Raw genomic sequence first — 12,703 nt, 5'->3', positions numbered from 1 at the left:
GCGTCGCGACGGGCTCGGCCCGACTGCGCCGCACGACGGCACGAGGGGAGCGCGATGCGACGGGTCTTCGGGGTACTGCGGGTGCTGGCCGCCGCGCTGATCATCACCGCGATCGTCGGCCAGTTCGTGAAGAGCCTCTCGATGGTCGAGGACCCGGGGTCCTTCGTGGTGAACTTCTTCAGCTTCTTCACGATCCTCTCGAACGCGCTCGCGGCCGTCGTGCTGCTCGCGGCCGCGTGGTTCGCGTTCCGGAGCGAGACCGACAGCCCCGGGTTCACGGTCGTGCGGGTCTGCGCCACGGCCTACATGACCACCACCCTCGTGGTCTACAACACGCTGCTGCGCGACATCTCGCTCGACCAGGCGACGACGGTGCCCTGGTCGAACGAGATCCTGCACGTCTGGGCGCCGCTCTACCTGCTCGCCGACTGGGTGCTCGCGCCCGGTCGTCGTCCGGTGCCGTGGCGGCGGCTCTGGACCGTCGCGCTCTTCCCGCTCGCCTGGGCCGCGTACACGATGCTCCGCGGCGCGATCGTCGGCTGGTACCCGTACCCGTTCCTCGACCCCGCCGTGAAGCCCGGCGTCGGCTACGACGGCGTGCTCGTGTACGTCGTCGCGATCGCCGCCTTCATCCTGCTCGTCGGTGCCGGGGTCATCGCGATCAGCCGAACGGCGTGGCCGTACCGCGGCGGCGCAGCCGAGGCATCCCCGGTCGTGGCGCCGGAGGCCGCCTCCGACGCAGACCGCGTCGACGCACGCTGAGCGTGGCTCGTGCCGGTCAGGTGCGGGGCGCGCGTTCGAGCCACCGCGCGAGGTGCTCGGCGAGCACCGCGTTCTGCCGGGCCTGGCCGGCGTCGCGCTCGGTGAGCATCGCCAGCGGTGCGCCGAGCGCTCCGGCCCAGTGCTCGGCGGTGGGCACGGGGTGCACCGGGTCGCGGGGCGCCGCGATGACGAAGGTGCTGACGCCGCGTCCGCCGAGGGCGGCGAGCTCGGCGTCGTTCGCGAACGCCCGGTTGCGGGGGATCTCGACGAGGCGCATGGCCCGCCGCGCCGCGTCGGGGGAGGTGAACTGCGAGAGCAGCCCCTTCGCCGCGGCGGGCGACTCGTCGGCGACCCGCTGGTAGAGCTCCCGCTCGCGGAACTCCTGGGCGCCCGCCGGGCCGGCGTCGATGAGGAGCTGTCCGATCACGGGGAACGCCCGCAGGTTGTCGGGCAGCGAGCGGTCGTCGAAGGCCGGGCGCACGAACACGGCCCGGTCGATGGGCAGCATGCCGCCGAGCAGGAGCCGCATCGCGATCGCGGCGCCCATCGAGAGCCCGATGACCGTCAGCGGCCCGTCGTCGTCGACCGGTCGCCCGGTCGTCTTCTCGACCTGCGCCCGCGTCGTCGCCGCGATCTCGGCAGCCAGTCGGTCGATCGCGAAGTCGGCCGGCTCGCCGACGGTGAGGTAGCCGCCGTGGGCGCGGACGTCGGGGGCGATGACGAGCTCGTCGTCGCCGGCGGCGGCGCGCACCGCCGGGGCGAACAGCTCGAGCGGCTGGCGGCGGTCGGCGCCGAGCCCGTGCAGCAGGAGCGTGGTCACGCGAGGGCGCCCGGACGGTAGAACGCGCGCGGGTCGGCGGCGCGCGGGTTCGGCCGGATCGCGGCCAGCAGCTCGTTCGCGAGCCCGACGAGGATCGCGATCTGGTCGTCGTCGCGGTCGACCCAGCGGCATTTCGGCTCGTCGTCGACGGGCACGAAGTCGGCGTGCTCCTCCCACACGACGAGGGTGCGCTCGGCGCCGAGCACGTACTGCTGCCACCAGACCTGTCTGAGGTACCCGCGCGGGATGCCGCGCCAGGGCTTCGACGTCGTCTTGATCTCGCACAGCTCGAGTGCGCCGTTCGGCGCCACACGCAGCCCGTCGGGCGTCGCGAGGTGCCGCCGCTCGGTCTCGGCGTGGAACAGCAGCGTCGAGCCTTCGAGGCCGTGCGTCTGCTTCGCCCACTCGGCGATGACGGGCTCACGGGCGCGGCCGTGGTCGGTGTAGCGACTGCCGCCGAAGCTGTGCCGCGACCCGTGCAGCTTCTCGTGGGCGGCGGTGCGCACCGACTCGCGCGTCGCGAGCTTCGCCGCGTCGGTCGCCGTGATGCCCTGCGACCGGGCGCGCAGCCAGGCGACGCGGTCGCTCGAGTCGGCGACGACGCGGGTCTCGTGCGGATGCCTCGGCCGGGGTTCGGGCGGAGGAGCCCACGTGTCGCCCTCGAGGTCGAAGAGGGCGAACGGTTCTGGCACGTTCCGAGCGTACCCGCCGCCACCGTCGGATGCGGCGCGGCGTGCGGTCGTCGAGCGGGTTGTCGAGCGAGCGTCTCGAGACCCGCGCATCGTACGATCGACGGCATGGCCCGTGATTCGACGACCGCCGCGCGCGGCGCCCGCCCCGCGGCATCCCGTCCGAACGGTCGCCCCGCCACCGCGCCGACGTCGCCCGCCGGGAGGGACCTGTCGCGCCCGCTGCCCGCCGCGCCGACGTCGCCCGCCGGGAGGGACCTGTCGCGCCCGCTGCCCGCCGCGCTGAGCTGGGGCGTCCTCGCGGCCTTCGCACTGCTCGTCGCCGCGACGGTGGTGGCCGGGGTCGCGCCGTGGTGGATCGCAGCGTGGTACGGCGCGGTGTCGCTCGTCGCGTTCGCGGCCTACGGGCTCGACAAGCTCGCCGCGAGGCGCGGCTCGCAGCGGGTGCCCGAACGCACGCTGCACCTCCTCGACATCGTCGGCGGCTGGCCCGGTGCGATCGTCGCGCAGCAGCGGCTGCGGCACAAGACGCGCAAGCGCAGCTTCCGCCGCGTGTTCTGGGTCGGCGTCGTCGTCAACGTGCTCGCGCTCGGCGCGCTCCTCGCCTGGCTCGCACGGTAGGCGTCACCCGTCGACTGGCGTCGCGAAGAGCGTCGCGATGAGCCGTTCGCGGTCGGCGCCGAGCGCGTCGTCGAGTCGCCCGCCGGCCGAGAGCCCGCTGACCCCGTGCAGCAGGCTCCAGAGCAGTTCGGCCCTGACCGTTCGATCGTGCGCGTCGCGTCCGCCCGCGGCGCGTTCGACGACGGCGAAGCCCGAGACGAGGACCTCGGGCGTCTCGCCGGAGGCGAAGGCGAAGCTCGTGCGTGCTGACGCCATCGCCTCGTAGAGGGCGGGATTCGTGCGTGCGTAGTCGAGGTACGCCGTGATCAGGTGGCGCAGGTCGTCGTCGGGCGACGCCATCCGGGTGGCGAGTTCGGTATAGCCGGTGACGACGAGTCGCTCGACGATCTCGTCGCGCCCCCCGGGGAAGTGACGGTAGAGGATCGGCTGGCTGAACCCGATCTCGTCGGCGAGCCGGCGCACCGTGACTGCGGCCCAGCCCTCGTCCTCGGCGATCCGACGCGTGGTGTCGAGGATGAGGCGTTCGCGTTCGCGGAAGCGTTCCGCCTCTTGCGGGGTGCGTGCCATGTCGCTATGTTAGCAGCGGTAACAGTTAGCAGCGCTAACACCAGTCGAAGGAGTCGAGATGTCGATCGTCATCGCCGCAGCCGCGGCCCTTGCAGTGCTGAACCTCGCCGTGATCTTCGGCACCGACGTGGTCGCGGCGGTCGTGCTGCGTCCCGTCTATGCCGAGGTCGACGACCGCACCATGGTGCAGGTGGTCGGCCGGGGCCACTACTACGGCGATCGGCGTCTGCCGGTCGTCGGCATCCTCGGCACGGTGCTGGCGGCGATCACGGTCGCGCTCGCGGTCGGCTGGGGAACGGCCGTCACCACGACGCTCTCGGCGATCGCGCTCGCCCTGCTGCTCGCCTGGCTCGGACTCTTCGCCCGCATCTCGGCGCCGATCAACAAGGTGCTCACCGCAGCGGCCCTGGCCGGCGACGTGCCGGCCGACGCTCGCGCGCTGCAGTCGCGATGGGAGTCGATCATCGTGCTCCGTGCGGTGCTGCTCGGCCTGTCGATCCTGCTGCTGTGCGCGACGATCGCACTCGTCTGACGGGTGCGGGCGGTCGCCCCGTCCGCACGGCCGCCGTATGACCGGCGCCGCACCGTTCAGGTGACGTGGTTGCGACTTCTGTGACCATCACAAACAACTTTCGATTGACGCGACGACAAAAGTAGGCGACAGTGTTCCGCACGGACTCTCGACGATGAGACGGAAGGAACCAGCATGTGTTACGGACATGACGGACGAGGGGCGCTGCGCGAATCGCTCGCCGGGCGCGGGGTGAGCCGACGCGGCCTCCTCCTCGGAGCACTGGGCGCGACGGCCGCGGCCGCGACGTTCTCCGCCGGGGCGATCCCCGCCGCGGCGGACGTCGCGACGAAGCCGTGGAAGCGGGTGCCGCCCGGCAAGATCAGCATCCAGCTGTGGACGGTGCGCGAGGCGCTCGGAGCACCATGGGGTCCCGGCGACTACGACACGACGCTGGGCGCGATCGCGGACATGGGCTACCCGCGCGTCGAGCAGGCGCTCGGCTACTTCGGCCGCACCGCCGCCGGACTGCGCGCGTTCTACGACGAGATCGGCGTCTGGGCGTCGTCGTCGCACGACGGCCCCTCGTCCGACGCGGCCGCCCTCGAGCAGAAGCTCGAGAACGCGGCGACGCTCGGCCAGCGCTATCTCAACGTGCCGTACTTCGCCTCGGGTGCGCTCGCCGAGTGGCAGCAGCTCGCCGACACGATGAACGCCGAGGCGCAGGCCGCGGCCTCGTACGGCATCGCCTACGGCTACCACAACCACGCGCACGAGTTCACGACCGATCTGGGCGGCGGGCTCACCCCGTGGCAGGTGCTCACCGAGCGGCTCGACCCCGCCCTCGTGCACCTCGAGGTCGACCTCTACTGGGCCGTCACCGGCGGTATCCAGAGCGGTGACGGCGCCGCCGACCCCGAGCAGTTCGCGATCGACGTGATCGACGCGGCGCCGCAGCGGGTGCGGCAGTTCCACGTCAAGGACCGTCACGTGGGAGGCGACATGGCCGACCTCGGCACCGGCACGATCGACTTCGCGCGGATCTTCCGGGCGCACGCCGTCGAGGAGTACATCGTCGAGAACGACACTCCCGACGTCACCCCGCTGCAGACCGCGGAGGTCGGGTACGACTACCTCCGCGAGCTGCGGTTCTGACGGTGTCGCGGTCGGGGGCGCGTCGTGGCAGGCGCGCCCCCGGCTGCCGCACCTCAGGGACACCGGTACCGCCGGGGATGCCTCGCGGTCAGCGCGCGGCGAGCGCGTCGATGCCCTCGGGCGAGAGCACGTGGTGGATCGCGAGCATGCTCGCGCCGAGCACGGCCGCGTTCTCGGCCGCGGCCGACTGCACGATCGCGAGGTGCTCGGTCGCGAGCGGCATCGAGCGCGTGTAGACGACCTCGCGCACGCCGGCGATGAGGTGCTCGCCGGCTCGCGCCATCGAGCCGCCGATGGCGATGACCGAGGGATTCACGAGGCTGACGCACGCGGTCAGCACCTCGCCGATGTCGCGACCGGCCTGGCGCACCGCCTGGATGGCGTCGATGTCGCCGCGCTTCACGAGCTCGACGACATCGCCGCCGGACGCCGCGTCGACGCCCTGCTCGCGCAGCGCGCGGGCGATCGCCGGCCCCGAGGCGAGCGCCTCGAGGCATCCGCGGTTGCCGCAGTGGCAGGGCACGTCGCTGCCGCGCGCCACCCGCACGTGGCCGATGTCGCCCGCGATGCCCTGCGCGCCGCGCTGCAGCCGCCCGCCCGAGATGATGCCCGAGCCGATGCCGGTCGCGACCTTCACGAACATGAGGTGCTCGATCTGCGGCCAGGCGAGCGCCTGCTCGCCGAGGGCCATGATGTTCACGTCGTTGTCGACCAGCACCGGCACCTCGAGGTGCTGCTGCACCCAGCCGGGCACGTCGAAGCGGTCCCAGCCGGGCATGATCGGCGGGTTCACCGGCCGCCCCGTCGAGTGCTCGACCGGGCCGGGAACGCCGATGCCGATGGCGACGAGCTCGCGGCGGTCGCGGCCGAGCCCCTCGATGAGTGCGAGTCCCTGCTCGACCATCCAGCCGAGCACGGCCTCGGGGCCGAGGGCGATGTCCTTCGGCTCGGAGCGCTCGACGAGCACCGTGCCGGAGAGGTCGGTGACGGCGAGCGTCGCGTGCGACGCGCCGAGGTCGGCCGCGAGCACGATGCGCGCGGCGGGGTTGAGCGCGAACTGCGACGGCGGGCGCCCCCCGGTCGAGGCGGCGTCGGCGACCGGTGTGACGAGTCCGAGCCGCATGAGCTCGTCGACCCGCGCCGCGATCGTCGAACGGGCGAGCCCGGTCGATTGCGCGAGCGACGCGCGCGTGCGCGGCACGCCGTCGCGCAGGAGCTGGAACAGCTCACTGGCACCCGATGTGCCGAGCGCGGATCCTCGGCTGATGTCCACCATGCAACTGAGTAAAGCACAAGGTCTTCGACGTATGGCACAGCCACTACCTGTTGTCCGGAGAACAACTTTTGACGGAGTGCTAGCAAAAGTTGCCATGAGTGTGTCACGATGTCCCCATGACAACGGACGTCATCGCCCCGACCCGCACACGACGTGCCGGCTTCATCGGTGGCGGCTTCATGGCCGCGGTGCACTCGCGTGCCGCCCGCGCCGCCCGAGCCGAGCTCGTCGGCGCCGCCTCGTCGACCTCGGGTCGTGCCGCCGCGGCGGCCGAGCGCCTCGGTCTCGGTGCCGCCTACGACTCGTTCGAAGCCCTGCTCGCCGACCCCGACATCGACGTGGTGCACATCTGCACGCCGAACACGACGCACGCCCGCTTCGCGAGGGCCGCGCTCGAGGCCGGCAAGCACGTCGTCTGCGAGAAGCCGCTCGCGACGACCGCGGCCGACGCCGTCGAACTCGTGCGGCTCGCCGACGAGCGCGGCCTCGTCGCCGCGGTGCCGTTCGTCTACCGCTTCCACCCGATGGTCCGCGAGGCGCGGGCCCGTGTCGCCGCCGGGGAGACCGGCCGGCTGCTCAGCGTGCACGGGGCCTACCTGCAGGACTGGCTCTCGACGCCGGGTGACGACGACTGGCGCGTCGACCCCGCGCTCGGAGGGCCGTCGCGGGCGTTCGCCGACATCGGCTCCCACCTCGTCGACCTCGTCGAGTTCGTCGCGGGCGAGCGCATCGCGAGGCTCACCGCCTCGACCAGCACCGCGTACGCCGAGCGCGTCGACCACGTCGCCGTCGAGACCGAAGACCTCGTGGCGCTCGTCGTCGAGTTCGCCTCCGGCGCACTCGGCACGCTGCTCGTCTCGCAGGTCGCTCCGGGTCGCAAGAACGCCCTCTCGATCGAGCTCGCGGGCACCGAGGCGAGCATCCGGTTCGAGCAGGAGCGCCCCGACACCCTCTGGGTGGGCCGCACCGCGGCCTCGAGCATCATCGAGCGCGATCCGGCGCGGCTCGACGCCGACGCGGCCCGGCTCTCGCTCGTGCCCGCCGGGCACCCGATGGGCTACCAGGACGCGTTCAACGCCTTCGTCGCCGACGCCTACGCGGCGATCGACGGCGCGCGGCCCGACGGGCTCCCGGTCTTCGCCGACGGGCTGCGCGCCGCACAGGTCACCGAGGCCGTGCTCGCTTCGGCCGAACGCCGCGACTGGACGGAGGTGCCCGCATGAGCGCCGCGACCCCCGCATCGTCGTCGCCCGGCGCAGTCGCCGCGGCCGGCGAGCCGGTGCTCGTCGCCGAGGGGCTCGAGAAGTCGTTCTTCGGCGTGACCGTGCTGCGCGGCGTGGGGCTGACCCTGCGCGCCGGCGAGGTCCACGGCCTGGTCGGCGAGAACGGCGCCGGCAAGTCGACCTTCATGAAGATCCTCGCGGGCGTCTACGAGCGCGACGCGGGCAGTGTGCGACTCGGCGGCGAGGAGGTCGCGTTCAGCCACCCCGTGCAGGCCGCGCGGGCCGGCCTCGCGACGGTCTTCCAGGAGTTCAACCTGCTGCCCGAGCGCACGGTCGCGCAGAACGTCTTCCTCGGTCGCGAGCCGAAGCGGCGCGGCCTCGTCGACCGCAAGGCGATGCTCGCCGAGACGCGGGCGCTGCTCGCCGAGCTCGGCATCGACTCGATCGACGCCGACGCGCCGGTCCGCACCCTGACCGTCGCCGAGCAGCAGATCGTCGAGATCGTCAAGGCGCTCTCGGTCGACGCCCGGGTCATCCAGATGGACGAGCCGACCGCCGCGCTCGCCGATCACGAGGTCGAGCTGCTCTACGCGATCGTCCGGCGCCTGCAGGCGCGCGGCGTCGCGATCATCTACGTCTCGCACCGGCTGAAGGAGATCTTCGACCTCTGCGACACGATCACGGTGCTGAAAGACGGTGCGCTCGTCTCGAGCGGGCCCGCGTCCGAGCTCGACACCGACGAGCTCGTGCGGCGGATGGTCGGCCGGCCGATCTCCGCGTACTTCCCCGACCCCGAGCCGGGCACCGTGAGGGGCGAGCCCCGGCTCGAGCTCCGCGCCGCCGGCAACGCCTACGTCGACGGGGTCGACCTCGAGCTGCGCGCCGGTGAGATCGTCGGTGTCGCGGGCCTGCAGGGCTCGGGTCGCACCGAACTCGTCGAGGCCGTGTTCGGCATCGCGCCGTTCACGCGCGGCGAGCTGCGCCTCGACGGCCGGCCGGTGCAGATCTCCTCGGCCCGGCAGGCGGTGAGGCGGGGCGTCGCCCTCATCACCGAGGACCGCAAGGCCCAGGGCCTCGCGCTCAACCAGTCGATCGCCGACAACGCGCTCCTCGTGATCCGCTCGGTGTTCTCGCGGCGCACCCGCGAGACGCGGCGAGAGCTGCCGGGCGTGCTCTCCTCGCTCGAGCTGTCGTCGCGCGGCCTCGACCAGGAGGTGCAGTTCCTCTCGGGCGGCAACCAGCAGAAGGTCGTCCTCGCGAAATGGCTCGCGACCAAGCCCCGCGTCGTGCTCCTCGACGAACCGACCCGCGGCATCGACGTCGGCGCGAAGGTCGCCGTCTACACGCTCATGCGCCGACTCGCGAAAGAAGGGGTCGCCATCCTGATGATCTCGTCCGAACTGCCCGAGGTGATCGGCATGTCCGATCGCATCATCGTCATGCACGACGGCCGGGCCTCGGCCGAACTGCCGGCTCGCAGCGACGAGGCGACGATCCTCGGCGCCGCGACGGGAACCCTGCGCGTCGGCGGGGAGGAGCTGCGATGAGCGCGACGACCCCCACCGCCCGGCGCGCGACACCGCGCCGTCGCCGGCTCGACTCGAGCCTCATCGTCGGCATCGCGCTGGTCGCGGTCATCGCGATCGGCGCCGTCCTCGTCGCCTCCGTCGGCCGCAACTTCTTCAGCGCCGGCAACATCCGCGACATCCTCACCGGAATGAGCGTGCTCGGCTTCGTCGCCATCGGCCAGACCCTCGTCATCCTGTGCGCGTCCCTCGACCTGTCGGTGCCCTACGTCGTGAGCCTGTCGAGCCTCATCGCGGCCGACCTCATGGCCGGCAACCCCGCGAACATCCCGATGGCCGTCGTCGCCGTGATCGTCGTCGCCGCGGTCATCGGGCTCGCGAACGGGCTCATCGTCACGAAGCTCAAGGTCAACGGCTTCATCGCGACGCTCGGCACCGGCCTCATCATCAAGGGCTACCTCGACACGAACTACAAGGGCACGAGCGGCCAGGTGCCGTGGGAGTTCCAGCTCATCGGCGCCACGGGCATCGGACCGATCCCCGTCTCGACGCTGCTCATGCTGCTCGTCGCGCTCGCCGGGGCGTTCTTCCTCGCCCGCACGCGCACCGGCAACCACATGTTCGCGGTCGGCGGCAACGAGCAGGTCGCGCGCCTGTCGGGCATCCGCACCGCACGACCGCTCATCGTCGCGCACATGCTGTGCTCGATCACGGCGGCGCTCGCCGGGCTGCTGCTCGCGAGCCGGCTCGGCGTCGGCAGTCCGGTCGTCGGCACCCAGGGCGGCTACGACCTGCTCTCGATCGCCGCGGTCGTGCTCGGCGGCACCCTGCTCATGGGCGGCCGCGGCTCGATCTGGGGCACGATCGGCGGCGTCGCGATCTTCGCCGTCGTCGACAACGTGATGAGCGTCATGCAGGTGAACCCCTTCCTGAAGGACGTCGTGCGCGGCGTCGTCATCGTCGCGGCCGTCGCGGTCTACACGAGCCGGTCGGTCGACCGGCGCAGGCCGAGGTTCGCGAACGCCTCGGCACCGCCGACCGGCCCCGACGGCGCCGGAGGCGACGTCGACGGGAACGACGCACGAGAGGAGGCCCGCGCATGACCGCCGTCAGCACCGACCGCCGCGACCTGGGCAGCCGCCTGGCCGACCTCGGCCGCACCCTCGTGAGCCCGCGCGGCGCCGTGTTCCTGCTGCTCATCGTGCTGCTGGTCGCGATCACCGTCCTGAACCCGTCGTTCGCCGAACCGAGCCAGTTCATCCGCTTCATCCAGCGCGTGGCGCCCATCGCGATCGTCGCGATCGGCCAGTACTTCGTCATCGTCGGCGGCGAGTTCGACCTGTCGATGGGATCGGTCGTCACGGCCCAGGTCGTGATCGCCGGCAACCTCATCGGCCAGGACGAGGCGAAGTCGCTGCCCGTGCTCGCGCTCATGCTCGCGTTCGGCGCCCTCATCGGGCTGGTCAACGGACTCATCGTCTCGTTCCTCAAGGTGCCGAGCTTCATCGTCACCCTCGGCATGATGCTCGCGCTGCTCGGCGGCACCCTCTACTGGACGGGCGGCGCCGCGACCGGCAACCCCGCCGACGGGTTCCGCGAGATCGGGCGCGGCGGCATCCGCGGCATCCCCGTCATCGACATCCTGCCGTGGTCGGTCCTCGTGCTCGCCGTCGTGCTCGCCGTCGCGATCTGGTTCTCGAAGCGCCCGTTCGGCCGCACGATCATCGCGCTCGGCGACAACCCGACGACCGCGCGGTTCGCGGGCGCCCGCAGCTGGTGGGTGAAGACGTCGACCTTCATGATCTCCTCGCTCTCCGCGACGATCGCGGGCGTGCTGCTCGTGGGCTACGCCGGTGTCCACCCGTCGGTCGGTCGCGGCTACGAGTTCATCGCGATCACCGCGGTCGTGCTCGGCGGCGTGGTGCTCGGCGGCGGGCGCGGCTGGGTCGTCGCGGCGGCGGCGGGCGCGTTCGCGCTCGAGGCCCTGTTCACCCTGCTCAACTTCGCCGGCGTGCCCTCGACCTACCGCGACGCGGTGCAGGGCGCGATCATCATCATCGCGGTCGCCTACTCGGCGACCACCTTCCGCGCACGACGCCGCGGCAAGGGCATCGACCCGGCACCCGCGGCATCGACGACGATTCCGGATGCCTCGGCCGAGGCATCCGACGCGGCATCGGGCGGCTCGCCCGGGACCGCCACCCAGACCTCGCCGGACACGGCGACCCAGACTTCGCCGGCACCGGCGGAGGAGCGCGATGCCGAGGCATCCGCTCGCCCTGCATCCATTCCCTCGACGTCGAGGGCTGACAACGAAACCAAGGGAGGTTCGTGATGCGACGCAAGTATGCGGTGGCATCCGCAATGGTCGGCGCCCTCGCGCTGCTGACGATGGCCGGCTGTACCACCGACCCCAACGTGGCCGCGCCGACGGAAGACGCCGGCGCCACGGAGGAAGCGGTCGAGTGGTTCGACCAGGAGCTCTTCGACAAGCAGGACGCCGAACGCGACGTCGTGCCCGAGGGCCCCGAAGGGCAGCCGTGGCTGCAGTACATCAACGCCGAGATGGTCGACACCTCGGAATTCGCGAGCGAGGGAGCGAAGAAGGCGTGCTTCGCCAACGCCTCGATCTCGAACCCGTGGCGCCAGACCGGCTGGATCACGATGAACCAGCAGCTGAAGGTGCTGCAGGACGCCGGTGTGATCAGCGAGATGGAGACCCGCGACGCGCAGGACTCCGACGACACGCAGATCGCCGACATCGACTACTTCATCAACGAGGGCAACTGCGACATCTTCCTCATCTCGCCGAACTCGACGGCGGCGATGACCCCGGCCGTCGAGCGCGCCTGCGACACGGGCAAGCCCGTCGTCGTGTTCGACCGCGGCGTGCAGACCGACTGCCCCGTCACGTTCATCCACCCCATCGGCGGATTCGCGTGGGGCATCGACACGGCCGAGTTCCTCATCGACGAGCTCGACGAGGGCGACAAGGTCGTGGCGCTGCGCATCCTGCCGGGCGTCGACGTGCTCGAGCAGCGCTGGGCCGCGGCCGAGAAGCTGTTCGACGAGGCCGGCATCGAGGCCGTCGACTACTTCACGGGCGCCGACCCCGCCGAGATCAAGAAGATCATCTCCGACGAGCTCGCCAAGGGCGACGTCCAGGGCATCTGGATGGACGCCGGCGACGGCGCCGTCGCCGCCATCGAGGCGTTCGAGGACGCCGGCGCCGACTACCCGGTGATGACGGGCGAGGACGAGATGAGCTTCCTCCGCAAGTGGAAGGAGACCGGGCTCACGGGCCTCGCGCCGGTGTACTCGAACTTCCAGTGGCGCACGCCGCTGCTCGCCGCGCAGAAGATCTTCGCCGGCGAGGAGGTGCCCCAGGAGTGGGTGCTGCCGCAGTCGCCGATCACCGAGGAGGAGGTCGACGAGTACCTCGCGCTCAACGAGAACATGCCCGACGGCCACTACGCCAAGTTCGGCGGCGAGGACCTGCCCGGCTACCCGCAGGTCTGGGAGGACCGGATCATCCCGTAAACCCTGATCCGTC

Annotated in this window: 13 protein-coding genes; 9 read left to right on the top strand and 4 right to left on the bottom strand. The window is 71.8% G+C overall.

Annotated elements, in window-relative coordinates:
- Positions 1–54 precede the first annotated feature (54 nt).
- Positions 55–762, top strand: coding sequence for a Pr6Pr family membrane protein (locus LR269_RS17820; protein WP_231432090.1), 708 nt, complete (start codon positions 55–57; stop codon positions 760–762).
- A gap of 16 nt (positions 763–778) precedes the next feature.
- Here the strand turns inward: LR269_RS17820 and LR269_RS17815 are convergent, their stop codons facing one another.
- The gene (locus LR269_RS17815; RefSeq protein WP_231432089.1) at positions 779–1,582 is read right to left on the bottom strand and encodes an alpha/beta fold hydrolase; all 804 of its coding nucleotides are present in this window, start codon (positions 1,580–1,582) and stop codon (positions 779–781) included.
- Positions 1,579–2,274, bottom strand: a complete 696-nt coding sequence (locus LR269_RS17810; protein WP_374201150.1) for a YqaJ viral recombinase family protein — start codon at positions 2,272–2,274, stop codon at positions 1,579–1,581. The genes LR269_RS17815 and LR269_RS17810 overlap by 4 nt, the downstream gene beginning before the upstream one ends.
- Positions 2,275–2,379: 105 nt before the next feature.
- Between LR269_RS17810 and LR269_RS17805 the strand changes: the two genes are divergently transcribed.
- Positions 2,380–2,892 carry a DUF1294 domain-containing protein gene (locus tag LR269_RS17805; RefSeq protein WP_231432088.1) on the top strand — a complete coding sequence of 171 codons (513 nt, stop codon included), beginning with the start codon at positions 2,380–2,382 and terminating at the stop codon, positions 2,890–2,892.
- A gap of 3 nt (positions 2,893–2,895) precedes the next feature.
- Here LR269_RS17805 and LR269_RS17800 read toward each other — a convergent pair whose 3' ends face one another.
- Positions 2,896–3,459: a TetR/AcrR family transcriptional regulator gene (locus tag LR269_RS17800; protein WP_231432087.1), complete on the bottom strand. Its 564-nt coding sequence runs from the start codon at positions 3,457–3,459 to the stop codon at positions 2,896–2,898.
- Between the two features lie 58 nt (positions 3,460–3,517).
- On the opposite strand from LR269_RS17800, the gene LR269_RS17795 reads away from it, so the two are divergent.
- Together LR269_RS17795 and LR269_RS17790 are read left to right on the top strand one after the other, a co-directional pair.
- Positions 3,518–3,991 (top strand): DUF1772 domain-containing protein, encoded by a 474-nt coding sequence (locus LR269_RS17795; RefSeq protein ID WP_231432086.1) that lies wholly within the window; start codon positions 3,518–3,520, stop codon positions 3,989–3,991.
- A gap of 174 nt (positions 3,992–4,165) precedes the next feature.
- Positions 4,166–5,125, top strand: a complete 960-nt coding sequence (locus LR269_RS17790; RefSeq protein ID WP_231432085.1) for a sugar phosphate isomerase/epimerase — start codon at positions 4,166–4,168, stop codon at positions 5,123–5,125.
- Positions 5,126–5,213: 88 nt separating this feature from the next.
- Here the strand turns inward: LR269_RS17790 and LR269_RS17785 are convergent, their stop codons facing one another.
- Positions 5,214–6,401: an ROK family transcriptional regulator gene (locus tag LR269_RS17785; RefSeq protein ID WP_231432084.1), complete on the bottom strand. Its 1,188-nt coding sequence runs from the start codon at positions 6,399–6,401 to the stop codon at positions 5,214–5,216.
- 116 nt (positions 6,402–6,517) lie between these two features.
- On the opposite strand from LR269_RS17785, the gene LR269_RS17780 reads away from it, so the two are divergent.
- The 5 genes from LR269_RS17780 to LR269_RS17760 are packed head-to-tail and all read left to right on the top strand — an operon-like array spanning position 6,518 to position 12,690.
- Entirely contained in the window at positions 6,518–7,624 is a 1,107-nt protein-coding gene (locus LR269_RS17780; protein ID WP_231432083.1) for a Gfo/Idh/MocA family protein, read from the top strand.
- Complete coding sequence (locus LR269_RS17775) at positions 7,621–9,171, top strand: sugar ABC transporter ATP-binding protein (protein ID WP_231432082.1); 1,551 nt, start codon at positions 7,621–7,623, stop codon at positions 9,169–9,171. The genes LR269_RS17780 and LR269_RS17775 overlap by 4 nt, the downstream gene beginning before the upstream one ends.
- Positions 9,168–10,253 (top strand): ABC transporter permease, encoded by a 1,086-nt coding sequence (locus LR269_RS17770; protein ID WP_231432081.1) that lies wholly within the window; start codon positions 9,168–9,170, stop codon positions 10,251–10,253. Before LR269_RS17775 ends, LR269_RS17770 begins: the two co-directional genes overlap by 4 nt.
- Positions 10,250–11,485, top strand: a complete 1,236-nt coding sequence (locus LR269_RS17765) for an ABC transporter permease (protein ID WP_231432080.1) — start codon at positions 10,250–10,252, stop codon at positions 11,483–11,485. Before LR269_RS17770 ends, LR269_RS17765 begins: the two co-directional genes overlap by 4 nt.
- Positions 11,485–12,690 carry a substrate-binding domain-containing protein gene (locus LR269_RS17760; RefSeq protein ID WP_231432079.1) on the top strand — a complete coding sequence of 402 codons (1,206 nt, stop codon included), beginning with the start codon at positions 11,485–11,487 and terminating at the stop codon, positions 12,688–12,690. The genes LR269_RS17765 and LR269_RS17760 overlap by 1 nt, the downstream gene beginning before the upstream one ends.
- Positions 12,691–12,703 lie beyond the last annotated feature (13 nt).

The sequence above is a fragment of the Agromyces sp. S2-1-8 genome (genome assembly GCF_021129215.1).
Classification (GTDB): domain Bacteria; phylum Actinomycetota; class Actinomycetes; order Actinomycetales; family Microbacteriaceae; genus Agromyces; species Agromyces chromiiresistens.
This window is presented reverse-complemented; position numbering and strand designations above follow the sequence as displayed.